Source organism: Providencia vermicola (genome assembly GCF_010748935.1).
GTDB lineage: Bacteria > Pseudomonadota > Gammaproteobacteria > Enterobacterales > Enterobacteriaceae > Providencia > Providencia zhejiangensis.
On record NZ_CP048796.1, the window covers coordinates 3,743,272 to 3,768,814 of the forward strand.

Annotated in this window: 23 protein-coding genes and 1 tRNA gene; 13 read left to right on the plus strand and 11 right to left on the minus strand. The window is 42.2% G+C overall.

The window, feature by feature from the left end; translation table 11 throughout:
* Window positions 1-181: 181 nt before the first annotated feature.
* Window positions 182-1,159: an elongation factor P--(R)-beta-lysine ligase gene (gene epmA / locus G3341_RS16930; RefSeq protein ID WP_163863651.1), complete on the minus strand. Its 978-nt coding sequence runs from the start codon at window positions 1,157-1,159 to the stop codon at window positions 182-184.
* 799 nt (window positions 1,160-1,958) lie between these two features.
* Between epmA and frdA the strand changes: the two genes are divergently transcribed.
* From frdA to frdD, 4 genes are read left to right on the plus strand one after another with little or no spacing between them, the layout of a single operon-like run.
* Window positions 1,959-3,755, plus strand: a complete 1,797-nt coding sequence (gene frdA, locus G3341_RS16935) for a fumarate reductase (quinol) flavoprotein subunit (protein WP_163863066.1) — start codon at window positions 1,959-1,961, stop codon at window positions 3,753-3,755.
* Window positions 3,748-4,482, plus strand: coding sequence for a succinate dehydrogenase/fumarate reductase iron-sulfur subunit (locus G3341_RS16940; RefSeq protein WP_154624539.1), 735 nt, complete (start codon window positions 3,748-3,750; stop codon window positions 4,480-4,482). Before frdA ends, G3341_RS16940 begins: the two co-directional genes overlap by 8 nt.
* Window positions 4,483-4,496: 14 nt before the next feature.
* Window positions 4,497-4,892: a fumarate reductase subunit FrdC gene (gene frdC, locus G3341_RS16945; RefSeq protein ID WP_004925800.1), complete on the plus strand. Its 396-nt coding sequence runs from the start codon at window positions 4,497-4,499 to the stop codon at window positions 4,890-4,892.
* 15 nt (window positions 4,893-4,907) lie between these two features.
* Window positions 4,908-5,261: a fumarate reductase subunit FrdD gene (gene frdD / locus G3341_RS16950; RefSeq protein WP_004925804.1), complete on the plus strand. Its 354-nt coding sequence runs from the start codon at window positions 4,908-4,910 to the stop codon at window positions 5,259-5,261.
* Window positions 5,262-5,840: 579 nt separating this feature from the next.
* On the opposite strand, the gene G3341_RS16955 is transcribed toward frdD, so the two are convergent.
* The 3 genes from G3341_RS16955 to G3341_RS16965 form a co-directional block, all read right to left on the minus strand.
* Window positions 5,841-6,086: a cupin domain-containing protein gene (locus G3341_RS16955; protein WP_231131814.1), complete on the minus strand. Its 246-nt coding sequence runs from the start codon at window positions 6,084-6,086 to the stop codon at window positions 5,841-5,843.
* 110 nt (window positions 6,087-6,196) lie between these two features.
* Complete coding sequence (locus G3341_RS16960; protein ID WP_154624541.1) at window positions 6,197-7,495, minus strand: MFS transporter; 1,299 nt, start codon at window positions 7,493-7,495, stop codon at window positions 6,197-6,199.
* Between the two features lie 70 nt (window positions 7,496-7,565).
* Window positions 7,566-8,726: a mandelate racemase/muconate lactonizing enzyme family protein gene (locus G3341_RS16965; protein WP_004925816.1), complete on the minus strand. Its 1,161-nt coding sequence runs from the start codon at window positions 8,724-8,726 to the stop codon at window positions 7,566-7,568.
* A 240-nt stretch (window positions 8,727-8,966) separates the two neighbouring features.
* On the opposite strand from G3341_RS16965, the gene G3341_RS16970 reads away from it, so the two are divergent.
* Window positions 8,967-9,698, plus strand: a complete 732-nt coding sequence (locus tag G3341_RS16970) for a GntR family transcriptional regulator (RefSeq protein ID WP_163863070.1) — start codon at window positions 8,967-8,969, stop codon at window positions 9,696-9,698.
* 282 nt (window positions 9,699-9,980) lie between these two features.
* Here the strand turns inward: G3341_RS16970 and sugE are convergent, their stop codons facing one another.
* Entirely contained in the window at window positions 9,981-10,295 is a 315-nt protein-coding gene (sugE, locus tag G3341_RS16975; protein WP_154624543.1) for a quaternary ammonium compound efflux SMR transporter SugE, read from the minus strand.
* 268 nt (window positions 10,296-10,563) lie between these two features.
* Here sugE and G3341_RS16980 point away from each other — a divergent pair, with 268 nt between their 5' ends.
* The 3 genes from G3341_RS16980 to G3341_RS16990 all read left to right on the plus strand — a co-directional run bounded on the left by G3341_RS16980 (window position 10,564) and on the right by G3341_RS16990 (window position 14,427).
* Window positions 10,564-11,472 carry an EamA family transporter gene (locus tag G3341_RS16980; RefSeq protein WP_154624544.1) on the plus strand — a complete coding sequence of 303 codons (909 nt, stop codon included), beginning with the start codon at window positions 10,564-10,566 and terminating at the stop codon, window positions 11,470-11,472.
* A 345-nt stretch (window positions 11,473-11,817) separates the two neighbouring features.
* The gene (gene cstA, locus G3341_RS16985; RefSeq protein ID WP_154624545.1) at window positions 11,818-13,911 is read left to right on the plus strand and encodes a pyruvate/proton symporter CstA; all 2,094 of its coding nucleotides are present in this window, start codon (window positions 11,818-11,820) and stop codon (window positions 13,909-13,911) included.
* A 318-nt stretch (window positions 13,912-14,229) separates the two neighbouring features.
* Window positions 14,230-14,427 carry a YbdD/YjiX family protein gene (locus tag G3341_RS16990; RefSeq protein ID WP_154624546.1) on the plus strand — a complete coding sequence of 66 codons (198 nt, stop codon included), beginning with the start codon at window positions 14,230-14,232 and terminating at the stop codon, window positions 14,425-14,427.
* A gap of 82 nt (window positions 14,428-14,509) precedes the next feature.
* Here G3341_RS16990 and efp read toward each other — a convergent pair whose 3' ends face one another.
* On the minus strand, window positions 14,510-15,076 hold the full coding sequence (gene efp / locus G3341_RS16995) for an elongation factor P (RefSeq protein WP_154624547.1): 567 nt from the start codon (window positions 15,074-15,076) through the stop codon (window positions 14,510-14,512).
* Window positions 15,077-15,120: 44 nt separating this feature from the next.
* Between efp and epmB the strand changes: the two genes are divergently transcribed.
* The gene (gene epmB / locus G3341_RS17000; protein WP_163863072.1) at window positions 15,121-16,149 is read left to right on the plus strand and encodes an EF-P beta-lysylation protein EpmB; all 1,029 of its coding nucleotides are present in this window, start codon (window positions 15,121-15,123) and stop codon (window positions 16,147-16,149) included.
* Between the two features lie 48 nt (window positions 16,150-16,197).
* Here the strand turns inward: epmB and G3341_RS17005 are convergent, their stop codons facing one another.
* The 4 genes from G3341_RS17005 to G3341_RS17020 all read right to left on the minus strand — a co-directional run bounded on the left by G3341_RS17005 (window position 16,198) and on the right by G3341_RS17020 (window position 19,846).
* Window positions 16,198-16,542, minus strand: coding sequence for a DUF4156 domain-containing protein (locus G3341_RS17005; RefSeq protein WP_154624549.1), 345 nt, complete (start codon window positions 16,540-16,542; stop codon window positions 16,198-16,200).
* Between the two features lie 638 nt (window positions 16,543-17,180).
* Complete coding sequence (gene groL / locus G3341_RS17010) at window positions 17,181-18,824, minus strand: chaperonin GroEL (RefSeq protein WP_154624550.1); 1,644 nt, start codon at window positions 18,822-18,824, stop codon at window positions 17,181-17,183.
* 51 nt (window positions 18,825-18,875) lie between these two features.
* The gene (locus G3341_RS17015) at window positions 18,876-19,169 is read right to left on the minus strand and encodes a co-chaperone GroES (RefSeq protein WP_008914587.1); all 294 of its coding nucleotides are present in this window, start codon (window positions 19,167-19,169) and stop codon (window positions 18,876-18,878) included.
* A 164-nt stretch (window positions 19,170-19,333) separates the two neighbouring features.
* Window positions 19,334-19,846 (minus strand): FxsA family protein, encoded by a 513-nt coding sequence (locus G3341_RS17020; protein WP_163863074.1) that lies wholly within the window; start codon window positions 19,844-19,846, stop codon window positions 19,334-19,336.
* A gap of 531 nt (window positions 19,847-20,377) precedes the next feature.
* Here G3341_RS17020 and aspA point away from each other — a divergent pair.
* The gene (gene aspA, locus G3341_RS17025; protein WP_154624551.1) at window positions 20,378-21,802 is read left to right on the plus strand and encodes an aspartate ammonia-lyase; all 1,425 of its coding nucleotides are present in this window, start codon (window positions 20,378-20,380) and stop codon (window positions 21,800-21,802) included.
* A 145-nt stretch (window positions 21,803-21,947) separates the two neighbouring features.
* Window positions 21,948-23,270 carry an anaerobic C4-dicarboxylate transporter gene (locus G3341_RS17030; protein WP_154624552.1) on the plus strand — a complete coding sequence of 441 codons (1,323 nt, stop codon included), beginning with the start codon at window positions 21,948-21,950 and terminating at the stop codon, window positions 23,268-23,270.
* A gap of 138 nt (window positions 23,271-23,408) precedes the next feature.
* Here G3341_RS17030 and G3341_RS17035 read toward each other — a convergent pair whose 3' ends face one another.
* On the minus strand, window positions 23,409-24,557 hold the full coding sequence (locus G3341_RS17035; RefSeq protein ID WP_154624553.1) for a glycerate kinase: 1,149 nt from the start codon (window positions 24,555-24,557) through the stop codon (window positions 23,409-23,411).
* Window positions 24,558-24,759: 202 nt separating this feature from the next.
* Here G3341_RS17035 and dicD point away from each other — a divergent pair, with 202 nt between their 5' ends.
* Both dicD and G3341_RS17045 read left to right on the plus strand, forming a co-directional pair.
* A complete protein-coding gene (dicD, locus tag G3341_RS17040) occupies window positions 24,760-25,338 on the plus strand; it encodes a division control transcriptional repressor DicD (protein ID WP_154624554.1) in 579 nt (192 codons plus the stop codon).
* Window positions 25,339-25,464: 126 nt separating this feature from the next.
* Window positions 25,465-25,540: transfer RNA gene (locus G3341_RS17045), tRNA-Phe, on the plus strand.
* Window positions 25,541-25,543: the final 3 nt, after the last annotated feature.

The window sequence follows — 25,543 nt, forward strand, 5'->3', positions numbered from 1 at the left end:
GCAATCTCAGACTGCTGACAAACCTATTATATTTGGCGGCAAGTCGAATAGATTTTGAAAATAAACGAGGAAAATCAATTTATTGATTTTCGGCTGATAACACAAAGGGGTGAAAACCACGCTTTTATCCCACTTTGTCAACAACCTCCGATTGCAGCCAAACGGCTGCAATCTATCATCATTAAGCGATAGTCACAGGAAAAGCAATCACATCACTGATTCTTTCTGCATCTAATGCAATCATAATTAGGCGATCAACCCCTAATGCCACCCCCGAACATTCCGGTAATCCATGAGTTAACGCCGCTAATAAACGTTCATCAATAGGATGCACGGGTAGCCCCATAGCAGCACGCCGACGATTATCTTGTTCAAAACGCTGGCGTTGCTCATTCGCATCCGTTAATTCACGAAAGCCGTTTGCTAACTCCATCCCTTTAAAGTAAACCTCAAAGCGTTCTGCAACACGATGATCTTCAGTGCTGATTTCAGCTAAAGAAGCCTGAGTAGCTGGGAAGTGATAAACCACAACGGGTTTTTCTTTACCAATATGAGGTTCAACCCCCATCGTAAACAGTAACTGCAATAGGGTATCTTTATCTTCTTCTTGTTCGGCGACATTACTCAGATCCAAACGAGCAGCAACTTCCCTCAATTCACTTTTTTCTGCTGAAAGGGGATCAATGTCGAGATGACGCAAAAATGCTTGCTGATAAGACAATAATTCCGCACTGTCACAATCCAGTATTTGCTGTAGCAGATCATCAACTTCATTGATAAGGCGATACATATCATAATGTGGACGATACCATTCAAGCATCGTGAATTCAGGATTATGATGCCTGCCAGCTTCTTCATTACGGAAACTACGGCAGAGCTGATAGATAGGTCCACTCCCCGCAGCCAATAAGCGCTTCATATGGTATTCAGGGCTGGTCATCAAATAGAGATCTAACCCTTGTGCAGCACCGGGTCCCACAAAACGGGTATTAAAAGGGACAAGGTGAATATCCGTGATGGTCGCCTGACTCATCGCCGGAGTTTCAACCTCAAGTACACAGCGCTCCGTAAAAAAACGTCTAATCTCAGAGACGATTTTTGCTCGCTTTAACAGATTCGCGACAGGTGCACTTGGCTGCCAGTCCACTACTTCACTCATTAACATCACTCCAAAATAAACATAGTCGTGCAGTTTACTCACCTCTTGCGCGACAAACAATGCATTAACACGAATCAAATGCAATTGAGGTATCCGCTGCTATCATAATCATCCACGAACAGACTGAAATGTAACAAAGTGAGCAAAATAGCGTCGCTTATTCTTCAGCCAACACGATTGAGTAACGATCGTTTTATACCGCATCTAACCAGCTGCACAAAAAAGAAAAATCATGATTATTTCTAATGTAATGTTAAGGCCATGTTATCAATACTCTTCGTTAAACTTAATCAAATAAATGAGTATTTCAGACAATAAAAATGCGCAAATAGCACTTCAGATATTACCGATTTTATTTGCTATCGAATATTCGGGATGAATAAGTTTATTCAATAAAATTTTTGTTATTATTCGCTTTACGACAGGAAATACGCGATCTTTAAAGTAGATTTAAATCCTGAAACTGACGTTAAAAATAATGGTAATCATTTGAATTGTCGTTTTTTTAGGACTCATCAAACTTAAAATGCCGCTCATGAAAAAACAATTAATAAAAACTTGGTACAGATCACATTTTATAGTGGAAATCGCCTAAAACCCCCCTCTATATCAAATTTATCCTGAGGACTATTCGCTATAATTCACAGCATGATAAGTCATTATTAGCTATTATATTATTTACTATTAAAAAAGAGAGTTTGTGCGGTATCACTCAACGTGATGCAAACAAGCAGATAGCTAAGCATCAAAAGTATTTAAAAGAATTTATTAATTTACACTTGAACAATGGAGAAGCGCAGTGCAAACCTTCAATGCCGATCTAGCGATTATCGGGGCCGGGGGCGCAGGCTTACGTGCAGCGATAGCTGCCGCAGAAGCAAATCCCAATATCAAGATTGCTCTGATCTCAAAAGTTTACCCAATGCGTAGTCACACTGTGGCCGCAGAGGGGGGATCAGCCGCAGTGACTCAGGCCCATGACTCCTATGACTATCATTTTAATGATACGGTTGCCGGCGGTGACTGGCTGTGTGAGCAGGATGTCGTCGAATACTTTGTCGAACACTGTCCGACAGAAATGACTCAGTTGGAACTATGGGGATGCCCATGGAGCCGTAAACCAGATGGTTCAGTTAACGTTCGCCGTTTTGGCGGTATGAAAATTGAGCGCACTTGGTTCGCTGCCGATAAAACTGGCTTCCATATGCTTCATACCCTGTTCCAGACATCGCTTAAATACCCTCAAATCCAACGCTTTGATGAACATTTTGTTCTCGACATCATTGTTGACGAAGGCCAAGTCCGTGGTCTTGTTGCCCTCAATATGATGGAAGGTACAAAAGTTCAAATCCGAGCTAACTCTATCATCATGGCTACAGGCGGTGCTGGGCGCGTTTATCGCTACAACACTAACGGTGGTATCGTAACGGGTGATGGTATGGGTATGGCATTCCGCCATGGCGTCCCTCTACGGGATATGGAGTTTGTTCAATATCACCCAACGGGTCTTCCTGGATCGGGTATCCTAATGACTGAAGGCTGCCGTGGTGAAGGTGGTATCCTTGTTAATAAAGATGGCTACCGTTATCTACAAGATTACGGCATGGGACCAGAAACACCACTCGGTAAACCTGAAAACAAATATATGGAACTCGGTCCTCGTGACAAAGTTTCGCAAGCTTTCTGGCACGAATGGCGTGCAGGACGCACCATTAGCACCCATCGTGGTGACGTTGTGTATCTAGACTTACGTCACCTTGGCGCTGAAAAGCTGCATGAGCGTCTACCGTTTATTTGTGAGCTAGCAAAAGCGTATGTGGGTGTGGACCCCGTTACTGACCCCATTCCTGTTCGCCCTACTGCTCACTACACAATGGGGGGTATCGAAACAGATCAAAACTGTGAAACACGCATCAAAGGCTTGTTCGCTGTTGGTGAGTGTTCATCTGTAGGTCTGCACGGAGCCAACCGTTTAGGTTCTAACTCATTAGCTGAGCTTGTTGTCTTCGGCCGCCTAGCGGGTGAACAAGCGGCTAAACATGCAGCAGAAGCCACGCCTGCTAACGCAAATGCGATTGAAGCACGCACTCGCGATATCGAAGATAATCTGAACAAGCTTCTCAACCAAAAAGGGAAAGAAAGCTGGTCGAAAATCCGCGATGAGATGGGAATCTCAATGGAAGAAGGTTGTGGTATTTACCGTACACCTGAACTCATGCAGAAAACCGTTGATAAAATTGCGGAATTGAAAGAACGCTTTAAACATGTCGAAATTACCGACCATAGCAGCGTGTTCAACACCGATCTACTTTACACTATTGAACTTGGGTTTGGTTTAGATGTTGCCGAATGTATGGCACACTCCGCCTTTAATCGTAAAGAATCGCGTGGTGCACACCAACGTCTTGATGAAGGCTGTACAGAGCGTGATGATGTGAATTTCCTAAAACACACATTGGCATTCTATAACCCAGAAGGCGCACCTCGCCTCGAATACAGTGATGTGAAGATTACTAAATCTCAGCCAGCAAAACGTGTTTATGGTGCAGAAGCTGAAGCTCAAGATAAGGCAAAGAAGGAGCAAGCTAATGGATGATATGAAACACTTAAAAATGGAGATCATGCGCTACAATCCTGAAACGGATAATGAGCCCCATTTAGTGGCATATGATGTCCCTTATGATGAGCAAACCTCATTGCTGGACGCTTTAGGTTATATCAAAGATAACCTTGCACCTGACCTCTCTTATCGTTGGTCTTGCCGTATGGCAATTTGTGGTTCTTGTGGGATGATGGTTGATAAAGTGCCAAAACTGGCCTGTAAAACCTTCCTACGTGACTACCCCAATGGTCTAAAAGTTGAGCCATTAGGCAACTTCCCGATCGAACGTGATTTGGTGGTTGATATGACTCACTTTATTGAGCGCTTAGAAGCGATCAAACCTTATATTATTGGGAATGATCGCAAACCTTCTGAAGGGCCAAATAAGCAAACTCCAGCTCAAATGGCGAAATATCATCAATTTTCAGGCTGTATCAACTGTGGTCTCTGCTATGCCGCATGCCCACAGTTTGGTTTGAATCCTGAGTTTGTTGGTCCTGCTGCAATTACCCTGGCTGAGCGCTACAACTTAGATAACCGTGACCACGGAGCAAAAGAACGCATGCCATTATTGAATGGTGATGATGGTGTCTGGAGCTGTACATTTGTAGGCTACTGCTCTGAAGTCTGTCCTAAGCATGTTGACCCAGCAGCTGCAATCCAGCAAGCGAAAGCAGCCAGCGCGCAAGACTTTATTATCGCCATGCTGAAGCCACGATAAGGAGAATTGAAGTCATGACTACAAAACGTAAACCCTATGTAAGGGAAATGAAGGGCGACTGGTGGCAAAAGTTAGGTTTCTACCGCTTTTACATCGTACGTGAAAGTACCTCCGTTCTTCAGCTATGGTTTAGCCTTTTAGTGTTATTCGGCGTATTCGCCTTAAAAGGTGGTCCAGAATCTTGGGCAAGCTTTGTTGGATTTTTAAGTAATCCAATCGTCATTATTATCAACATTATTACACTGGCTGCGACGCTACTTCATACCACAACATGGTTTAATCTAGCGCCAAAAGCCGTCAGTATTATCGTTGGTGATAAAAAAATGTCACAAGAACCGATTGTTAAAGGTTTTTGGGCATTAACGATCTTAGTGACGGCAGCGATTTTAGCAATCGCACTGCTATTTTAATCAACGGAGGATCTGATGAATCTAACGCCTAAACGTTCCGATGAACCAGTTTTCTGGGGATTATTTGGTGCCGGTGGTATGTGGAGTGCCATTGTTGGACCTGCTATCATCATTCTCTTGGGAATATTAATCCCATTAGGTGTTGCACCTGAAATGCTAAGCTATGAGCGTATTGTCGCATTCTGCCAAAGTTTTATCGGGCGTATTTTCTTACTGCTCATGATAATTCTACCAGTATGGTGTGCTATGCACCGTATTCACCACACACTGCACGACTTTAAAGTGCATGTCCCAGCATCAAAATGGGTATTTTATGGTGGTGCGGCGATTATTAGCGTGATCGCTATTATTGGTGTCATTGCTCTGTAACCGCGTTACTGATCCCTCATATGCCTCACCGCTATGAGGGATTTTTCATGATATTGCCTCTCATCTCCCTTACTATTTCCACGTTATTAAGCAGCTCTAAGACGACTGTCATGGCAGCCTCTTGATCAAGGCTACGATTTCATTTCCTATCAATCCATCTGCGGTTATGACATGGCGATGACGTTAATGACGTCATCCGGGCTAGATTTGGTAGTCCCTGTATTACACATTAATCAATTAGATAGCGCATTTCCCTTGCGTTAATGGCAGCTTCTATGACTGAGGAGATGACTAAACTCTATTCGCTTTTTAGCGTTTATGCTTACCGTTTTATATTTGGTTTATTGTCTTTAATCCGTAACAATCAATACCGAAGAAAAATAAGGATGCGGTATCTGGGATATCACGCAAGTGTCTTTTCCTTAATGATAAAATAGCTTTGATTATGACTGATTGCCTTGTTTATTATGCCATTCATTGCTCAGTTTTATTTATTGAAAAATAAAAGGGGATCTCAATTTTAGACATCGAGATCCCCTCTATCTTATCAATAGATTTTTAATCATTTAGCAAAATGATTTAATTATCTAAAAAGTCTTTTCTCATTGGCACGAATATATCTAAGATTTCGCCATGAGATAAACATTCACAGCGATGTTTCTCATTAGAAGGAATATAGACAACATCACCTTCTCCAACTTCTTTAGAAACATCCCCAACTTGATATCTAAATTTACCTTTGAGTATATAACTCATTTGTTCATGTGGATGAGAGTGTAAGTCACCTAATGTACCCGCGGTGAAAGATAATCTTGCTATCATCATATTTTCACTACCGGGAAATAACTTACGTCGCGTACCTAGGGCAATATTTTTTGCCTCTGTTTCCTTATCGAAAATAAACATTACGACCTTAGTGTTAATATTATGGCTATTTAATTTGATTTTACTAATGGTTCATCATCCGGTGTAATTGGCTTAATATTTCTTAACATTACTAAATAAACCAATGCCCCAATTGCGCAAGCAATACCAGATACAATTAATGCCCAAATAAATGAACCCGTTGCCGCAATAATATAGCCAGTTACAATAGGACCTAAAATACCGCCACAGTTAGAAACTGCACTTTGCATTCCACCTAAGACTGACGTCATATTACGTGGCGCAACATCCCCAGGTAATGACCATATTGCTGAGGCTGCAAAGGCAAGTGCTGCATAAGATAAACACAGTAAAAACATCATTAAGGTCACAGATTCAACTAACCCCGAAAATGCGATACTGGTTGCAATCAGCATACCGCCCACAATCGGTAATTTACGAGCAAGGTTGATATTATTATATTTAATATACAAATAATCCGTCGTCCAACCGCCAAGCCATTGACCTGCGATCCCACATAGTGGTGGCAACATGGCAGCAAATCCCATTTCTTCCAAACTCATACCTCGTTCCATCATTAAATAAGCAGGGAACCAAGTAATAAAGAAATAAATGGCGTAGTCCAACATAAAGAAACCGATACACATAGCTTGTACATTGCGGTAACGGATCAACTGATACCACTTCATCGGCTGAATATTATCAATACCATCTTTTTTAATTTGCCCATCACGAATATAAGCAAGCTCTTCAGCACTGATTTTTGGGTGTTGTTCAGGATCGTGATATACCTTTAACCATGCAAAAACCCAGAGAACCCCTAATGCACCGCAAATAATAAATGCCGATTCCCAGCCCCATTTCGCAATGATCCACACCACTAATGGCATGGCGAACGCGGTTCCAAATTTAGAGCCACTATCAAATAATGCCGTTATTCTGCCTCGTTCACGGTCTGGAAACCATTTTGCAGCGATACCACTATTACATGGATATGCCCCAGCTTCCCCCATGCCCATTAGAATTCGAGTGGAAATAAAACTCAGTGGCGTTTTGGCTAATGCGGTGGCAGCTGTTGCTAATGACCACCACAATACCGATCCTGCCAACGTTTTTCTTTGCCCATATTTATCTGCAATAAAACCCGCGGGGATTTGGCATAATGCATAGCTTAAGAAAAACGCTGACATTATCCATCCCATCATCTCTGGTGAAATTTGCAGTTCCTCTGAGATAGTCGGTGCCGCCGCAGACATAACAGTTCTATCTAAGTAATTAATAACAATCGCAAGCGTCATTAATATCGCTATCGAGAACCTTATTTTTGTACCTTTGTTCTTATTTTTCATCGTAACCATACCTTTTAATAAGGAGAGGAAACCAGATAGTGTGATCACTATCTGGCTTATGTAAATGAAGTTACTTAAACAAACGCTCTGGATTTACTGTGAATTTTGCTAACTTATCGATATCTAGTTCGATACCAAGTCCCGGTAATTTTGGAATCGTTAAATAACCCTGCTCATCCACTTTGAATGGTGTTTTAACAATGCCATCGATATATTGGCTACCACCAATAAACTCGACAAAGTCCACTTGTGGGAAAGCGGCCGCCATTTGTAAGTCAGCCGCCAGCCCCATTGCGGTATTCCAACCGTGTCCAACATACTTAACCCCAAACTCATCAGCGAGCCATGCGATTCGACGTTGCTCTGAGATGCCTCCCACTTTCGTCACATCAGGCTGAACGATATCGAATGCTCCTTGTGAGAGCCATGGTAAGAAAGATTGACGACGGGTTAATACTTCACCACCGGCAATAGGTACTGGGCTTTCTTTACGCAGCACTTTAAAGTCTTCAAGGTCATCAGGACGTAACGCTTCTTCAAACCAACCAACTTGATATTCCGCTAACATATGCGATGTTTGGATTGCCCATTTCAAACCGTTTGGCCAATATGCATCACTTGCTCCCGCATCAACTAACAAGTGTGATTCGTACCCTGCCGCATCTCTTGCCGCTTCCACAATTGCTCTATCTAATTTGGCATCGTTATTACGTCCAAATGGTCCCCAACCAATTTTAAATGCTTTAAAACCAAGCTTTTTATAATCAGAGATCACGTTGAACATTGTCTCTGGTTCTTCCATAAGTAAAGAGCAATACGGCTGTACTTTGGAACGATAATTACCGCCAAGTAACGTACTGACAGGTAGCCCTGTTGCTTTACCTAAAATATCCCACAAAGCAATATCAATACCGCTAATCGTATGTGTTAACGTTCCCCCACGCCCCATCCAGAATGTATTTTGTCTAAGTTTTTCAGACACTCTTTCTGGCTGCAATGCACTTTCACCAATACATAAAGATGCCAGTACAGGAATAGCGGCTTCAACTAAGCGACCATCGGTAAAAACGCTGCCGTACCCCGTGATGCCAGCATCGGTATGCACCGCAATAATGGCGTGGATCGAATCTTCTGGCTTGATTTCATTAGACCATCCCCCTTTTGGGCTCTCCCCAAATAAAGGCACGGCAACAATTTCAGTAATTTTTATGTCTTCAAGCATGTTGTTCATGTTTTTTCCTTCTCTTACTTAACTGTATTTGAGGCATTTAACAACATTGTAAGATTGTATACAATATTCAATTGTTGAATATGTGATCCATTCTGGGTTTATCCCCTCTCGAAAAAATATCGCGATAGTGGGTTTTTTATTGGTTTATTGCTAGCCAATGTGATAATTTTGATGCATTAAAGGCGCAATCAACTACCAATTAATTCTTTGATTAGTAACAAATTTAATAGGCTAAACATCATGACCGTTGGAAAAGGGAAACAATCGCAGAAAATCACCTCGCAAGAAGACTATTGGAAGCCAATCAAAGCAAGGACACTCACTGATGATGTGGTAGATAAAATTGTCGAGGCAGCAACGCGTGGATTTATCCTGCCTGGGGATCGTATTGTTGAAAAAGAAATTGCGGAAAAAATGAATGTCAGCCGTGTTCCTGTTAGAGAAGCCTTAAGAGTATTAGAAAGCCAAGGGATCGTGATTAATGAGCCATTTAAAGGCATACGAATGGCCCCCGTTTCAGAAGAGAGGCTGGATGAACTGATCGAAGTCAGAATTCTATTAGAACGACAAGCGATTAAAACCTTTATCGCTAAACACAAGCATTTAGACCCACAATCTATCGAACAGCTAAACCAGTGTATTGTGCAAATGGCGCGAGCAGCAAAATTAGCGGATAGCTATGAGTTCTCGCTTTGTGACGTGAATTTCCATCGGACATTATGCCAATTAAGCGGGAACAATACCCTAACCGCATTATGGGAAAACGTCTCTAAACAGTTGACAATTATTATTGGGATATCCACCTTTACCAAGCCTATGGAAGAAATTATTGATGAGCACAAAGTGCTATTAGATAAAATACGCTCAGGGGATCTCAATATTCTAGAAACAGAAATCAAAGAGCATATTCGCAATCAAAATAAAGAAATAAACTTTAATCAAGCTATTGATAAAAAAAGAGAGCCCAAATAAATAAACCTAACGTAGCCCTCGATAAAAAGGCCGTGTTAATGAACACGCAAGCGAAAACACTTAGCGCCTAACCTGCAAAGGAGCATCTTGGCTAATCATTACCTATCTCAGGGAAGTTTTTTCGATAGAATTTGCACATATCACGACGAATTTGAGCTTTCCAGCGTACTAAAGAACCCAAATATCGAGTCTCTATTTTCGGCGCATTTGCGTGGATTGAAACTTTATCATTATCCATCAATACGGGCGCCTATTGCGCCCGTATTAACGAGTATATTTATGTTAGCTTGAAACTTTTAGACCGATTAAACCGGTAATAATTAATGCCAAACTTAATAAACGAAATATATTGGCAGACTCACCAAGAAATATAATCCCAACTATCGCGGTTCCCACAGCGCCTATTCCAGTCCAAATCGCATAGGCTGTCCCTGCGGGCAGATCACGCATTGCATAGGCAAGCAACCCCATACTGGCAATAATCGCGACAATTGTAACAATACTAGGGGTAAGACGAGTGAAACCGTGGGTGTATTTTAAACCAACCGCCCAAACAATTTCTAAAAGGCCTGCAAACAATAGGATTACCCAAGCCATTGCTGTAACTCCATAAACAATGCGGGGTCGTCCCCAAATTTTATGACGATCACTTAGGTCGTCCTAAGCGCGTATGATATGAGAGGGTATTATAAACATTCAATTTAAAGGTCTCAAGTAAGAAAATATAACAATTAAATCCAAATAAGTGATTTAAATTAACTTAATTGTACTGTAATGGCTTACAAGAGCATCTTTATTATCGCATATGAATATGTTCAAGAGTAAAGTGTTTTACTCTAAATAAAAAATCAACTGAGAAAATAACATGAAGTTCAAAGATGTATTGCTCGCTCTTTGTGTCGTCATCATTTGGGGTGTTAATTTTGTCATTATCAAATTAGGCGTTACCGCTCTACCGCCTTTGCTCTTAGGGGCTTTACGCTTTGTTTTTGTTGCGTTTCCAGCTATTTTCTTTTTCAGGCGTCCCCGTATCCCATTTAGACTACTTCTACTTTATGGATTAACCATCAGCTTTGGGCAATTTGCATTTCTATTTTGTGCAATTCGAGTGGGTATGCCAGCGGGGATCACTTCGGTTATTTTGCAATCACAAGCTTTTTTCACCTTGCTACTCGGCGCTGTCATTTTAAAAGAAAAATTACAATTAACTCATTATATCGGTATGTTTATTGCCGTGATTGGTTTAACCATATTAGCGAATGGCGGAACCAACAGTGGCCTTGATGATATTCCGTTACTTGGTTTAACTTTTACTTTGATCGCAGGACTTTCATGGGCTTGTGGCAATATTACGAACCGAATCATTATGCAGCATGAAGGCGAAGAAAAATGCAGCGCCCTCTCCTTAGTCAGTTGGAGTGCCCTTATCCCAATCATACCTTTCTTTGTCAGTTCATGGATTTTTGAAGGTGAAGAAGCGATTTTACACGGGTTAGCAGGCTTTGATTGGTCAGTATTCGGTACGATTATTTACCTTGCATATTTATCAACTTTTGTCGGTTATGGATTATGGGGTGTTTTACTCGGGCGTTATGAAGCGTGGCGTGTTGCACCATTTTCGCTGTTAGTTCCCTTGTTCGGGTTAAGTAGTAGTGCCGTATTCCTTGGTGAACAAATTAATAGGGTACAAATTGCTGGCCTGACTTTTATTATGTTTGGCTTAATTATCACCTTATTTGGTCGGAAACTCATTCAACGCGTTAGACAGATTTAATCACCATCATAAGTTACGCTGGAGAAGCTCTCTCTCCAGTTGCCTCCCCTTAATAAGTGAGTCACCTCCCCCCTAGATAAATAACCATATGGAATATAATCCCAAAAGCCTACAATTTAATAGCATTAACACATCATCCTGATAATGTCCTTTAGCTTAAATCAAAATAAAATCCAGCCAGTCATCACAATTTAGTGATGTAAATTGCAGTTATGAAATTTATTTTCACCTCAGCATTGGTTTCACGTTTTAGCTATTTTGTCTTTTCGTCAACAGCGGCTATATGTGTCAGTAATCTACAAAGATAATTAATAACAGTTTGATAATAAGACGGATGGAAAGGCTATGGGTAAACAATTAATTTGGATTGTACTAGCAATACTCGGTGCTTTTGCTCTTGGTTATGTTGCATTAAACCGCGGAGAGCAGATCAATGCGCTATGGATCGTCATTGCCGCTGTTTGTATCTATTTAGTCGCCTATCGTTACTATGGGCTATTTATCGCCAAAAAAGTACTGCAAGTTGATGAAACACGCATGACACCATCAATTCGCCATAATGATGGTTTAGACTATGTTCCAACAGATAAAAAAATTCTATTCGGTCACCATTTTGCCGCTATTGCTGGTGCCGGCCCACTAGTTGGTCCTGTTCTTGCTGCACAAATGGGCTACTTACCCGGTATGTTATGGATCCTCGCGGGGGTTGTTCTAGCCGGCGCGGTTCAAGACTTTATGGTGCTATTTGTTTCAACTCGCCGAGATGGTCGTTCATTAGGAGAGCTCGTCAAAGAAGAGATGGGGAATACGGCGGGTATTATTGCTCTGATAGCCTGTTTTATGATTATGGTGATTATTCTTGCCGTACTCGCGATGATTGTCGTCAAAGCACTGACTCACAGCCCCTGGGGAACCTATACTGTTGCCTTCACTATCCCCCTCGCTATCTTTATGGGGATATATACTCGTTATATCCGTCCGGGGCGTATCGGAGAAGTTTCAATTATTGGTTTAGTATTCCTTATATTCGCTATTATTTCAGGGGGTTGGGTTGCTGAAAGTGAAACATGGGCACCTTACTTTGATTATACTGGAGTACAATTGACTTGGATGCTAGTCGGCTATGGCTTCGTGGCGGCAGTACTACCCGTTTGGTTATTACTCGCTCCTCGTGACTATCTTTCTACCTTCTTAAAAATTGGAACCATTATCGGTTTAGCCATTGGGATTTTAATTTTAAATCCTAACTTGCAAATGCCATCATTGACAAAGTTTGTTGATGGTACAGGCCCTGTGTGGGCAGGTGATCTGTTTCCATTCCTGTTTATTACCATTGCGTGTGGGGCCGTTTCAGGTTTCCATGCATTGATCTCTTCAGGCACCACACCCAAAATGCTGGCGAATGAAAACCAAGCCTGTTTTATTGGTTATGGCGGCATGCTGATGGAATCTTTCGTTGCTATCATGGCGCTGGTTGCAGCTTGTGTCATTGACCCTGGTGTCTATTTTGCAATGAACAGCCCTATCGCCATGCTGGCTCCAGCTGGTACAGAAGATGTTGTCGCGTCAGCTGCACAAGTGGTGAGCAGCTGGGGTTTCCAAATCACGCCGGATCAGTTAACAAATATCGCAAATGAAGTTGGTGAAAACAGTATTATTTCCCGTGCGGGGGGAGCTCCGACACTCGCCGTTGGTATGGCTTATATTCTGCATGGTGCTCTCGGCGGCTTAATGAATGTCTCCTTCTGGTATCATTTCGCCATCCTGTTTGAAGCCTTGTTTATTTTAACCGCTGTCGATGCAGGAACCCGTGCTGCGCGCTTTATGCTACAAGATTTGCTAGGCGTTATTTCACCGTCATTAAAACGGACCGATTCGCTACCTGCAAACTTAGTGGCAACTGCATTATGTGTGCTTGCTTGGGGGTATTTCCTTCATCAAGGCGTTGTTGATCCTCTTGGTGGTATCAACACCTTATGGCCACTATTTGGTATTGCGAACCAAATGCTAGCCGGTATGGCATTGATGCTATGTGCCGTTGTCTTGTTCAAAATGAAGCGCCAAAAATACGCATGGGTGGCTTTAGTACCGACAGCATGGCTGTTAGTCTGTACTATGGTGGCTGGATGGGAAAAAACCTTCAGTGAGGATGCTCGTGTAGGCTTCTTAGCGGTTGCGAATAAATTCCAAGCAATGATTGATAGCGGAAACATTCCATCGCAATACACTGAATCTCAGTTGGTCCAATTGATTTTTAATAACCGCTTAGATGCGGGACTAACCATTTTCTTTATGATTGTCGTCGTCGTATTGGCCCTATTCTCAATTCGTACCGCAATGAAAGCGTTGAAATCTTCTGAACCAACGGCAAACGAAGTGCCATACCAACCGATGCCAGCTAACTATCAGGAGATCGTCGCCAATACCCGTCATCATTAACCAGATAAAGGTGACACGATGACGGCAAGTATGCCGCAGCTCTAACGCTAAGCCCCTTGTATAAGGGGCTCAGACTGCTGACAAACCTATGATGTTTGGCGGCAAGTCGAATAGGTTTTGAAAATAAACGAGGAAAATCAATTTATTGATTTTCGGCTGATAACACAAAGTGGGAAAAACCACGTTTTTATCCCACTTTGTCAACAACCTCAGCCCCTTGTATAAGGGGCTAACCCTCTAAAGGTCGCTCGTTAGAATGGTAAGCAACACGCATAAAAACGGTTAAACGATAATATAACGTTAAGTGAGGGAATAACCATGTTTGGTTCACTAGGTAATGCCGCAAAATATCTCGGGCAAGCAGCAAAAATGATGATTGGTGTGCCTGACTATGATAATTACGTTGCACATATGCAGCTGAATCATCCAGATCAAACACCCATGACGTATGAAGAGTTCTTTAAAGAACGTCAAGATGCTCGCTATGGTGGGAAAGGCGGCTTTAAGTGCTGCTAAGCTGCACTCTCAATTTTAAAAGATAAAAAAAACCGTAATGCCATACAAACATTACGGTTTTTTAGTTTCATTCAAACAGGTATTATTTTACGCGTGAAACGTATTCGCCTGAACGAGTATCCACTTTGATCACTTCACCAATCTGAACGAATAGAGGTACTTTAACTACTGCACCTGTGCTCAGCGTAGCTGGCTTACCACCAGTACCCGCTGTGTCACCTTTCAGACCTGGGTCAGTATCGGTAATTTCTAACTCGACAAAGTTTGGCGGAGTCACTGCGATTGGGCGACCATTCCACAGAGTCAGAATACAATCGGCTTGGTCGATCAGCCACTTAGCGTTATCACCAACCGCTTTTTCGTCAGCTGCAAGCTGTTCGAAAGTTTCGTTGTTCATGAAATGCCAGAACTCACCATCGTTATAAAGGTAAGTTAAGTTCATATCCATGACATCTGCACCTTCGACAGAATCAGTAGACTTAAATGTTTTTTCCAACAGTTTGTTAGAAATCAGTTTACGAATACGAACACGTGCAAACGCTTGACCTTTACCCGGTTTAACGAATTCACTATCAAGAATTGCACAAGGTTCGCCATCTAACATGATTTTAAGACCTGAGCGGAATTCATTGGTACTATAAGTAGCCATGGAGATCCTCTAAATTTATACACTAAAAATGGCATAGCCAAAAAATGGTCGATATTGTAACTCAAAATACCTCATCCAGAGAAGTCTGGATACAACAACTTGCTGAAGCAATCACTAATCCTGATGAATTGCTACAAATACTGGGGCTAGAAAACCATCAAGCATCGAAAGATGGCAACGACGCACGTAAATTATTTCCATTGCGTGTGCCGAAACCCTTTATTTCGCGCATGAAAAAAGGCGATCCTCAAGACCCTCTGCTATTGCAAGTATTAACCGCAAAAGCAGAATTTGATATCTATCCGGATTTTTCCACTGATCCATTAGCAGAACAAAATAATGAGATCCCCAGTTTACTACATAAATATCACAACCGAGCATTGATGTTGGTGAAAGGAGGCTGTGCGGTAAACTGTCGTTACTGCTTTCGCCGACATTTTCCTTATGAAGATAACAAAGGAAACAAAAATAATTGGTTGATAGCTGTGGATTATATAAAAAACCACACTGAACTCAATGAAATCATCTTCTCGGGTGGGGATCCCTTAATGGCAAAGGATAGTGAACTCGATTGGTTAATCAGCCAACTGGAAGCGATCCCACATATTAAGCGACTCCGGATCCACTCTCGTCTCCCTGTCGTGATTCCTGAACGCATTACCGATAATTTATGTAACAGGCTTGCTAGCTCGCGCTTTCAAGTCATCATGGTGACACACCTGAACCATGCTAATGAAATCGATGATAGTTTTAGAAATGCCATGCAGAAACTCAAAAGCTCAGGTGTGACATTACTCAACCAAAGCGTGCTATTACGCGGAGTTAATGATAATTCAGATACATTGGCTGATTTAAGTAACGCATTATTTGATGCAGGCATTCTCCCCTATTACCTACATGTTTTAGATAAAGTACAAGGTGCCGCACATTTCTTAGTGAGTGATCAAGAGGCTAGATTACTCATACAACAGCTACTTGGAAAAGTTTCTGGCTACTTAGTACCTAAATTGGCACGGGAGATTGGCGGAGAGCCGAGTAAAACGTTACTCGACCTAAATCTGAAGCAGTGCTGAAATGAAAACGCCCGATAAGTCATCGCTATCGGGCGTTACATGTTCATTTTAGGGACACTTATAAACTTGCCCGATCATCTTGCTATCGACTGGAATGAAGCTTGAAAGAATAGTTTCACTTGGGCTAGTCGCACCAAAAATGACGTTTCCGCCCATAGCGCCAGCTTTGTTGCGTAGATCATTAGCTGCACCACGCATAGAACTTGAATCACTATTGACACCGCTCAACCAGTTGCTTTGAGTTCCTGTTACTTGACCAAGGAGCTGGCAATCACTTCCAGGTTGGTTTTCAACAAAACGAACTTGTGAGCCTGCGGCAGTTAAATTAGTTGTTGTCGAACAGCCTGCTAAAAGTAGTAATGCAGCAGCACCAAGCAATACTTTAATTCGCATGTTTTCCCTCATTTATCATCATGTTTTTGCAGCTGGTTTGAGAACCCTCATTCCCTTCTTTATTCAACTGACTGTCACCATCAACAGCACCATTGAACTGATCTTCACGAGTGCCACCAAATTATAACCACTCAGGCACCTGTTTACAGCCAAAATTCGCCAGATCTATATTGAGAGATATGGATTACGGTTCAAAGTATCAGCAAAGGCAGAATCCTAAAAAATTAGGCCATCCCTATCAGCCAACGCAGCTTACCATAAAACGCGTATACTCTAAATAATTCGCAGCACGTTTCAACTATACCGAGTATTTAACACGTTGGGTTTTCTGTTACTGACCAAACCAATTTGCCTTACTCCAAATATAACCTGTTGCATGTCCTTTTCGCAAAAATAAATATGTAATATCTCATTTGAGAGCCTAGCTGCTAACACACTTAATCAGACTGACGGCCCCTTTATCAATGTCTTTAGAGACTCTCTACATGTTCATTTAGCGACCAAACTCATCACTCATTGAAGCACAGCCATAGACGAATGATATAAAAAAACCGGTACTGCCAGCCAATACTCGCAATACCGGTTTAAAAGGCTTAACAGTGATTATTCACTGTTTGAGCGTGATGTCGCCAAATGGCTTACATCATACCGCCCATTCCACCCATTCCGCCCATTCCAGCAGCACCTAAATCAGGGCCGTCTTCTTTAGGCATTTCAGTGATCATTGCTTCAGTCGTAATCATCAGACCCGCAATTGATGCAGCAAATTGCAGTGCAGAACGAGTAACTTTAGTTGGGTCCAAAATACCCATCTCAATCATGTCACCGTAAGTATCTGTTGCTGCGTTGTAACCTTCGTTACCTGTCGCTGCTTTAACCGTATTAACAACAACAGACGCTTCTTCACCCGCGTTAGTGACGATTTGACGCATTGGTGCTTCCATCGCACGTAGTGCAACACGAATACCTACGTTTTGCTCTTCGTTATCACCTTTCAGTGAAGCCAATTTCGCAGCAACACGTACTAGTGCGGTACCACCACCAGCAACAACACCTTCTTCAACAGCAGCGCGAGTTGCATGCAGAGCATCGTCAACACGAGCACGTTTTTCTTTCATTTCAACTTCAGTTGCAGCACCGACTTTAATCACCGCAACACCGCCAGCTAATTTAGCGACACGCTCTTGCAGTTTTTCACGGTCATAATCAGAAGTTGATTCTTCGATTTGTTGGCGAATTTGAGCCACACGACCTGAAATAGCAGACTCATCACCGACACCATCAATAATAGTGGTAGTGTCTTTGTTGATAACGATACGTTTTGCTTGACCCAGATCTTCTAATGTTGCTTTCTCAAGCTCCATACCGATCTCTTCAGAGATAACAGTACCATTAGTTAGAATCGCGATATCTTGTAACATCGCTTTACGGCGATCACCAAAACCAGGTGCTTTAACCGCAGCAACTTTAACGATACCACGCATAGTGTTAACAACCAGAGTTGCCAGCGCTTCACCTTCAACATCTTCAGCGATGATCAGTAGCGGCTTGCTCGCTTTCGCAACACCTTCTAATACAGGTAGCAATTCACGGATGTTAGACACTTTTTTGTCAACTAACAGGATGAATGGGTTTTCCAGTTCAACAACACCGGTTTCTGGCTTATTGATGAAATAAGGAGACAGGTAACCACGGTCGAACTGCATACCTTCAACAACATCCAGCTCATCTTCCAGACCAGTACCTTCTTCAACCGTGATAACGCCTTCTTTACCGACTTTATCCATGGCTTCTGCAATCAGCTTACCAACAGTTTCATCTGAGTTTGCAGAGATAGTACCAACCTGCGCAATTGCTTTAGAGTCTGAACATGGAACAGACAGTGCTTTTAGCTCTTCAACCGCGGCAACAACTGCTTTATCGATACCACGTTTCAGATCCATTGGGTTCATACCCGCAGCAACGGCTTTTAGACCTTCAGTAACAATAGCTTGTGCCAGTACAGTCGCAGTAGTCGTACCGTCACCCGCTGCATCGTTAGCTTTAGATGCAACTTCTTTAACCATTTGTGCACCCATGTTTTCGAATTTATCTTCTAATTCGATTTCACGAGCAACTGAAACACCGTCTTTAGTGATAACCGGTGAACCAAATGATTTATCCAGAACCACGTTACGACCTTTTGGTCCTAAAGTGACTTTCACTGCATCTGCTAGAATATTCACACCACGAAGCATTTTTACGCGTGCGTCATTACCAAATTTAACGTCTTTAGCTGCCATTATTTCTTTCCTTTAAATTCTTTTCGTTAGTTGAGAAGATCTAAGTGAAAATTACGCTTCAACAATTGCGAGAATGTCACTCTCTGACATGATCAGCACTTCTTCGTTGTCGATTTTTTCAGCTTTCACGCCATAACCGTCGTTAAAAATAACGATGTCGCCGACTTTCACATCCAAAGCTTTAATTTCACCATTTTCAAGGATGCGACCGTTACCAACGGCGAGAACTTCACCACGCGTAGATTTACCTGCTGCTGTGCCAGTCAGAACGATGCCGCCAGCAGATTTAGATTCAACTTCTTTACGCTTGACGATAACACGGTCATGCAATGGACGAATTTTCATTAATAGTTCTCCTATAAATAAAGTCCACACTAGGTAAAAGGACGATACCAGTATGTCTAAATAAACCAGTACCATGTTTTTCCAGATTGGGGCGAGTTGGAGTGACTTCAAGGGGGGGAAGATAAAATTTTTTTGTTTTTACCTTCCCCGTATTAGAGGGATAACTACTTAGGACGGTTATCTTTTTCAGATTCGCTAGATTCTTCAGATTTATCGATCGTATAGGATGGATCATCCTGTTTACGTTGAAATTCTCCCTCAAATGTATCGCCTTGTTGGAATGGGTTATGACGCCCTGCACTGAAGCCATTTCCCGTCTGAGAAAAACGAATATGGGGGATCAAACGCATCACAAATAATTTTTGAACTGGTGGCAACAATAAAAGTAAGCCAATAAAATCAGTAAAGAAGCCCGGTACGATTAATAAAAAGCCAGCAAGTACCAGAGCAACACTTTTAATCATTTCTGCGGCAGGGCTTTCACCAGCTGCTATTTTTTGTTGAATTTGCATGACATTTTTCATTCCCTGATTTTTGACCAGCGAAATCCCTAAACAGGATGTCAATACAACCAAAATAAGTGTCGCCAACACACCAATCTCTGAGGCAACACGGACGAATATGACAGACTCAATATAAATGAGAAGGCATATAAATATGAGTGGTAACCAGCGCACAAGTTCTCCTTTGTTTCAATTCGCTTTATTCCCGCCATTCTTTAAATTGCATAGGAATTCACCTCGTTAGCATCTTGAGACATATCATTGACCTAGCTGTCTTCAAGGGGATTACAGGCTATCTACCTACAACTTAGAGTCTGTCAGGTATAAATGAGTTCTCGCCTCTTGGAAAACCTTTGTGAACTGTATCTAAGAGACAAACAACAACATTCGCTTTTTTACATAGTATAGACATAATGATGGAGGTCACTATAACGCTTTTCAACTCATGGAGATTTCTCATTTTTTTATTTTCATCTGTGAGCACTCTCACATATTTTGAAAACAGTTTCATAAATCAAACTATATAGTGATCTAGGTTCAAGGCAATGATTTAAGAACAGCATATCATCTACCTATAAATCAGTAGATCATCATGCTGATAACGGAGTAACAAGGGTTTAACACCTATAATATTTTGTTTCACGGTATATATATTTTTAAAAGCGCATAATAGACAGTAACTGTAATCTAATTAAGAAGGTTCTCATGTCAAACAATACTCGTATCGAAGAAGACCTGTTAGGTCAGAAAGAAGTCCCATCTGATGCCTATTACGGTGTTCATACTCTGCGTGCGATTGAAAACTTTTATATCAGCGACCGCACCATTAACGATGTGCCAGAATTTATTCGCGGCATGGTAATGGTTAAAAAAGCGGCAGCAATGGCGAACAAAGAACTTCATACTATCCCACGTAACATCGCTGATACCATCATCAAAGCTTGCGATGTTGTTCTGGATACTGGCAAATGCATGGATCAGTTCCCTGTTGATGTATTCCAAGGTGGTGCAGGTACATCACTGAACATGAATACTAACGAAGTCCTTGCCAACATCGGTCTTGAACTGATGGGTCATCAGAAAGGTGAATATGAATACCTAAATCCGAATGACCATTTAAATAAGAGCCAATCAACCAATGATGCATACCCAACAGGTTTCCGCATCGCGGTCTATAATTCAGTTATCAAATTGATTGACTCCGTTGAATACCTGAAAAAAGGCTTTGAGAAAAAAGCGGAAGAATTTAAAGACATTCTGAAAATGGGTCGTACCCAATTACAGGATGCTGTGCCAATGACCGTAGGACAAGAGTTCCACGCATTTGCAACTCTTTTAAAAGAAGAAGAGAAAAATCTGAAACGTAGCATTGAGTTACTGCTAGAAGTTAACTTAGGTGCTACTGCCATCGGTACAGGTTTAAATACCGCGCCAGGTTACCAAAAACTGGCTGTTGAAAAATTAGCTGAAGTGACTGGCTTACCATGTGTACCAGCAGAAGACCTGATTGAAGCGACTTCTGACTGTGGTGCATACATCACCGTTCACGCTGGCCTAAAACGCCTTGCGGTTAAGCTATCCAAAATCTGTAATGACTTACGTTTACTCTCTTCAGGTCCTCGCGCTGGTCTTAAAGAAATCAATCTGCCTGAACTGCAAGCAGGTTCTTCAATTATGCCAGCAAAAGTTAACCCAGTTATTCCTGAAGTTGTTAACCAAGCTTGCTTCAAAGTTATCGGTAACGATATCTGTGTTACAATGGCAGCTGAAGCGGGTCAGCTACAGTTAAACGTCATGGAACCAGCTATCGGTCAAGCAATGTTTGAATCCATTTCATTGATGAGCAATGCTTGCCGTAACTTAGTTGAAAAATGCGTCAACGGTATCACAGTTAACAAAGAAATCTGTGAAGCGTTCGTCTTTAATTCTATTGGTATCGTCACTTATCTGAACCCATTCATTGGCCACCATAATGGTGACATCGTAGGTAAGATCTGTGCAGAAACAGGTAAGAGTGTCCGCGAGGTCGTTCTGGAGCGTGGCTTACTGACCGAAGAGCAGTTGGATGATATCTTCTCTGTTGAGAACCTAAAACATCCAGCTTATAAAGCGAAAAGATTTGATGACTAATCATTTATGTTAACCATAAATAATACTTAAAAATCAAGGCACGCCTCTCCTTCGGAAAGCGTGCCTTTTTAGTTTTATGCACACACAAAAAATTAACACTACAGTTTCATATTTTTAATTTTAATTTTGTCGAGGAGTAAACACTATGCTAGCCGTAGAATTTATTATTGTTCTGCTGGCCATATTTCTGGGGGCCCGTCTTGGTGGGATAGGTATCGGTTTTGCCGGTGGCCTAGGTGTCTTGGTACTCGCTGCAATTGGCGTGAAACCAGGCACCATTCCATTTGACGTTATCTCCATTATCATGGCCGTAATCGCAGCTATTTCAGCAATGCAAATTGCTGGTGGCCTTGATTACTTAGTTGCTCAAACAGAAAAACTACTGCGCCGTAATCCTAAATACATCACCATCCTTGCGCCAATCGTGACCTATTTCCTAACCCTATTTGCGGGGACAGGTAATATCTCTTTAGCAACTTTGCCCGTTATTGCTGAAGTCGCAAAAGAGCAAGGCGTAAAACCTTGTCGTCCACTTTCAACTGCCGTTGTGGCTGCTCAAATCGGTATTACCGCTTCACCTATTTCTGCGGCTGTTGTGTATATGGCTTCCGTTATGGAAAACCCAGCGATGGTTGGTGCTGGTAACACCGTTAGCTATATCACACTATTAGGTATCCTGTTGCCATCGACTTTCCTTGCTATCATCCTAATGTCTTTCATTATCTCTTGGACATTCAACTCTAAACTATCGGATGATCCTATTTACCAGAAACGTTTGGCTGAAGGCCTCGTTGAGCTGCGTGGTAGCCAAGTTAAAGATATCAAAGCAGGTGCAAAATCATCGGTTCTGTTGTTCTTACTGGGCGTTGTGGGTGTGGTCATTTATGCCATCATCAACAGCCCAAGCTTAGGTATCGTCAAGACACCATTGATGAACACCACCAATGCTATTCTGATCATTATGCTGAGTGTGGCAACCCTAATCACTATTCTCTGCCGTGTGAGTACTGACTCTATCCTTAACTCAAGCACCTTTAAAGCAGGTATGAGTGCCTGTATCTGTATTCTGGGTGTTGCTTGGTTAGGTGATACTTTCGTACAACATAATATTGATTGGATTAAAGCAACTGCTGGCGACTTAATTCATGAGCATTCTTGGATGCTAGCTGTGATCTTCTTCTTCTGTTCAGCACTGCTGTATTCACAAGCTGCGACAGCAAAAGCGTTAATGCCAATGGCGTTAGCATTACATGTTAGCCCATTGACGGCTATCGCATCATTCTCTGCGGTATCTGGCTTATTCATTCTGCCAACTTACCCAACGCTCGTTGCTGCGGTACAAATGGATGATACAGGGACAACACGCATCGGTCGTTTTGTCTTTAACCACCCATTCTTCATTCCAGGCACGATTGCCGTCATCTTAGCCGTCACCTTCGGTTTCCTATTTGGCGGTATGATGTTGTAGTCATTTAATCTTTAAAATAAAACCCCCAAACGTTGTTATCCAACGCTTGGGGGTTATTTATTTTCGCTTATCAAAATCAATCACTATAGCGAAACACATCGAACACCCATTAAAATGCCTCAAGCAAGGTCAGTCATATTATCTATTCTTTAACTGTTGCCCTAACTGTAAGACTTTCGCGACGTTATAGGCAGCTTGTTGCAAGTTAGCCGCCCCTTCAGATAAGGCCTCTTCGAGTGAACATAAGCGGGGGACAATACTAAAAAAGGCATCAATACCTTCTTGATGTAATGCTTCAACACCTTTCCCTAAAACACCACTCAACGCAATCACCGGAACCTGGTGTTTAGCCGCTACTTTAGCAATACCAATTGGTGCTTTGCCGCCAGCCGTTTGTCCATCCATACTCCCTTCACCAACGATCACTAGGTCGGTATCAATCATTTCTTTTTCTAAATTGACCGCTTGAACGACAATCTCTATCCCAGGTTTTAAATTAGCCTTCATAAACGCGGCAGCAGCAACAGATATTCCGCCCGCCGCACCGCCTCCCGCCAAATGACGATAATCGATGCCTACCGTGCTCTCTATCACATCCGCCAGTTGATTAAGACCTTGTTCAAGCGTCACTACCATCTCTGCGGTAGCACCTTTCTGAGGGCCAAATATTGCTGCTGCACCGCGCTCACCAACTAACGGGTTATCCACATCACATGCCACTTCGATATCACAGTCTTTTAATCGCGGGTCTAGGCCTGATACATCGATGTAAGCGATCTTATTTAATATTTCACCACCCAGTCCAAGCTGTTGGTTTTGTGCATCATAAAAGATAGCGCCTAACGCTTGCAGCATACCGACGCCGCCATCGACAGTCGCACTCCCCCCAATCCCCAAAATAATCTGTGTTACGCCTTTATCTAAAGCATCTTTAATCAACTGGCCAGTACCAAAACTACTCGCCAGCATCGGGTTACGTTGTTTAGGAGCAACTAGCATTAATCCACTTGCAGCAGCCATTTCAATAACGGCGGTTTTACCTTGATGAAGTAAGCCATAAGTCGCCATCACGGGTTTATTCAATGGCCCTGAGACTTCAAGCGTCACATGCTCTCCTCCGATTGCGGCGATCAACGCATCAACAGTACCTTCCCCCCCATCGGCAATCGGTAAACAGAGATAAGTCGCATCCGGAAAGATAGCGTGAAATCCTTGCTTCACGGCATGAGCAGCAACTTCTGCACTGATACTTTCCTTAAATGAATCAGGTGCGATGATAATTTTCATAATAGAGAACCCTGTGAAAAACTGAGCCGATTTTCTAATTATATCATGTTGATATCTACCCTACTGCAAATTGCTATCGCCACTTGAATGGTGTGGGGTCACAGAATAGAGTCACTGTTGTGCATAAAGCAAACTGCTATAAATACATAATGAACATTGCTATGATGCTAGGTAGTAGAACAATATTGTGACGGAGCTAACAATGTCAGTACAGCGCGAAGAAATTTTGAGTCATGCTCTTAACCAGTTAGAAAAAAAAGGTCTATCCGCATCCACCGAGCATCTCCTCCATGAGATTGCGCCTGATTTTAGCGTGATCCGCCAATTTTGGCCTGACGATGAAGCTTTGGTGTACGATTGCTTACGCTACCATGGACAACAAATTGAAATTTGGCAGCGTCAAACACGATTAGATGACTCTCTCAATCCTCAGCAGAAATTATCTGCTCGTTATCAACAACTCTATCAGCGCGTCAGTGAAGGGCGCTTTCCGGGTTGTCTATTTGTTTCGGCTTGCAACCACTACCCCGATCCACAACATCCTATTCACCAATTAAGTCGTATACAAAAAGATAACTCTTTCCTGTATACCAAAGAGTTGTTGGATGAGCTAGACATCGAAGATTCCGAACTGGTCGCTAATCAAATGGAGTTAGTTTTAGAAGGTTGCCTAAATCGCCTATTGATTCAACGAGACATTAAGGATGTTGAAATCGCTCAACACCTGTCAGAAGATATTTTAGCGATTGCGTTATGCCGAAAAAAAGGCGCTCTAAGCTAAAAAAAGTACGATCGCGCGTTAAACCGTCACTTTTTGCTGAAAAAGAAAACACTCAGTTAAAAATTACGTTTTTTTAGAAAAAACTCGTTGACGCAAACCGCCTAATACGGTTTAATGCGCCCCGTTGCCCGGATAGCTCAGTCGGTAGAGCAGGGGATTGAAAATCCCCGTGTCCTTGGTTCGATTCCGAGTCCGGGCACCACTT

Bases quoted from the DNA above. Each gene is read 5' to 3' on its own strand.
- aspA (WP_154624551.1), top strand. From the start codon at position 20,378: ATGTCAAACAATACTCGTATCGAAGAAGACCTGTTAGGTCAGAAAGAA.
- G3341_RS16940 (WP_154624539.1), top strand. From the start codon at position 3,748: ATGGATGATATGAAACACTTAAAAATGGAGATCATGCGCTACAATCCT.
- cstA (WP_154624545.1), top strand. From the start codon at position 11,818: ATGGGTAAACAATTAATTTGGATTGTACTAGCAATACTCGGTGCTTTT.
- G3341_RS16990 (WP_154624546.1), top strand. From the start codon at position 14,230: ATGTTTGGTTCACTAGGTAATGCCGCAAAATATCTCGGGCAAGCAGCA.
- dicD (WP_154624554.1), top strand. From the start codon at position 24,760: ATGTCAGTACAGCGCGAAGAAATTTTGAGTCATGCTCTTAACCAGTTA.
- G3341_RS16960 (WP_154624541.1), bottom strand. From the start codon at position 7,495: ATGAAAAATAAGAACAAAGGTACAAAAATAAGGTTCTCGATAGCGATA.
- epmB (WP_163863072.1), top strand. From the start codon at position 15,121: ATGGTCGATATTGTAACTCAAAATACCTCATCCAGAGAAGTCTGGATA.
- epmA (WP_163863651.1), bottom strand. From the start codon at position 1,159: ATGAGTGAAGTAGTGGACTGGCAGCCAAGTGCACCTGTCGCGAATCTG.
- G3341_RS16970 (WP_163863070.1), top strand. From the start codon at position 8,967: ATGACCGTTGGAAAAGGGAAACAATCGCAGAAAATCACCTCGCAAGAA.
- groL (WP_154624550.1), bottom strand. From the start codon at position 18,824: ATGGCAGCTAAAGACGTTAAATTTGGTAATGACGCACGCGTAAAAATG.
- G3341_RS17015 (WP_008914587.1), bottom strand. From the start codon at position 19,169: ATGAAAATTCGTCCATTGCATGACCGTGTTATCGTCAAGCGTAAAGAA.
- sugE (WP_154624543.1), bottom strand. From the start codon at position 10,295: ATGGCTTGGGTAATCCTATTGTTTGCAGGCCTTTTAGAAATTGTTTGG.
- G3341_RS16980 (WP_154624544.1), top strand. From the start codon at position 10,564: ATGAAGTTCAAAGATGTATTGCTCGCTCTTTGTGTCGTCATCATTTGG.
- G3341_RS16955 (WP_231131814.1), bottom strand. From the start codon at position 6,086: ATGATGATAGCAAGATTATCTTTCACCGCGGGTACATTAGGTGACTTA.
- G3341_RS16965 (WP_004925816.1), bottom strand. From the start codon at position 8,726: ATGAACAACATGCTTGAAGACATAAAAATTACTGAAATTGTTGCCGTG.
- frdC (WP_004925800.1), top strand. From the start codon at position 4,497: ATGACTACAAAACGTAAACCCTATGTAAGGGAAATGAAGGGCGACTGG.
- frdD (WP_004925804.1), top strand. From the start codon at position 4,908: ATGAATCTAACGCCTAAACGTTCCGATGAACCAGTTTTCTGGGGATTA.
- G3341_RS17005 (WP_154624549.1), bottom strand. From the start codon at position 16,542: ATGCGAATTAAAGTATTGCTTGGTGCTGCTGCATTACTACTTTTAGCA.
- efp (WP_154624547.1), bottom strand. From the start codon at position 15,076: ATGGCTACTTATAGTACCAATGAATTCCGCTCAGGTCTTAAAATCATG.
- G3341_RS17030 (WP_154624552.1), top strand. From the start codon at position 21,948: ATGCTAGCCGTAGAATTTATTATTGTTCTGCTGGCCATATTTCTGGGG.
- G3341_RS17035 (WP_154624553.1), bottom strand. From the start codon at position 24,557: ATGAAAATTATCATCGCACCTGATTCATTTAAGGAAAGTATCAGTGCA.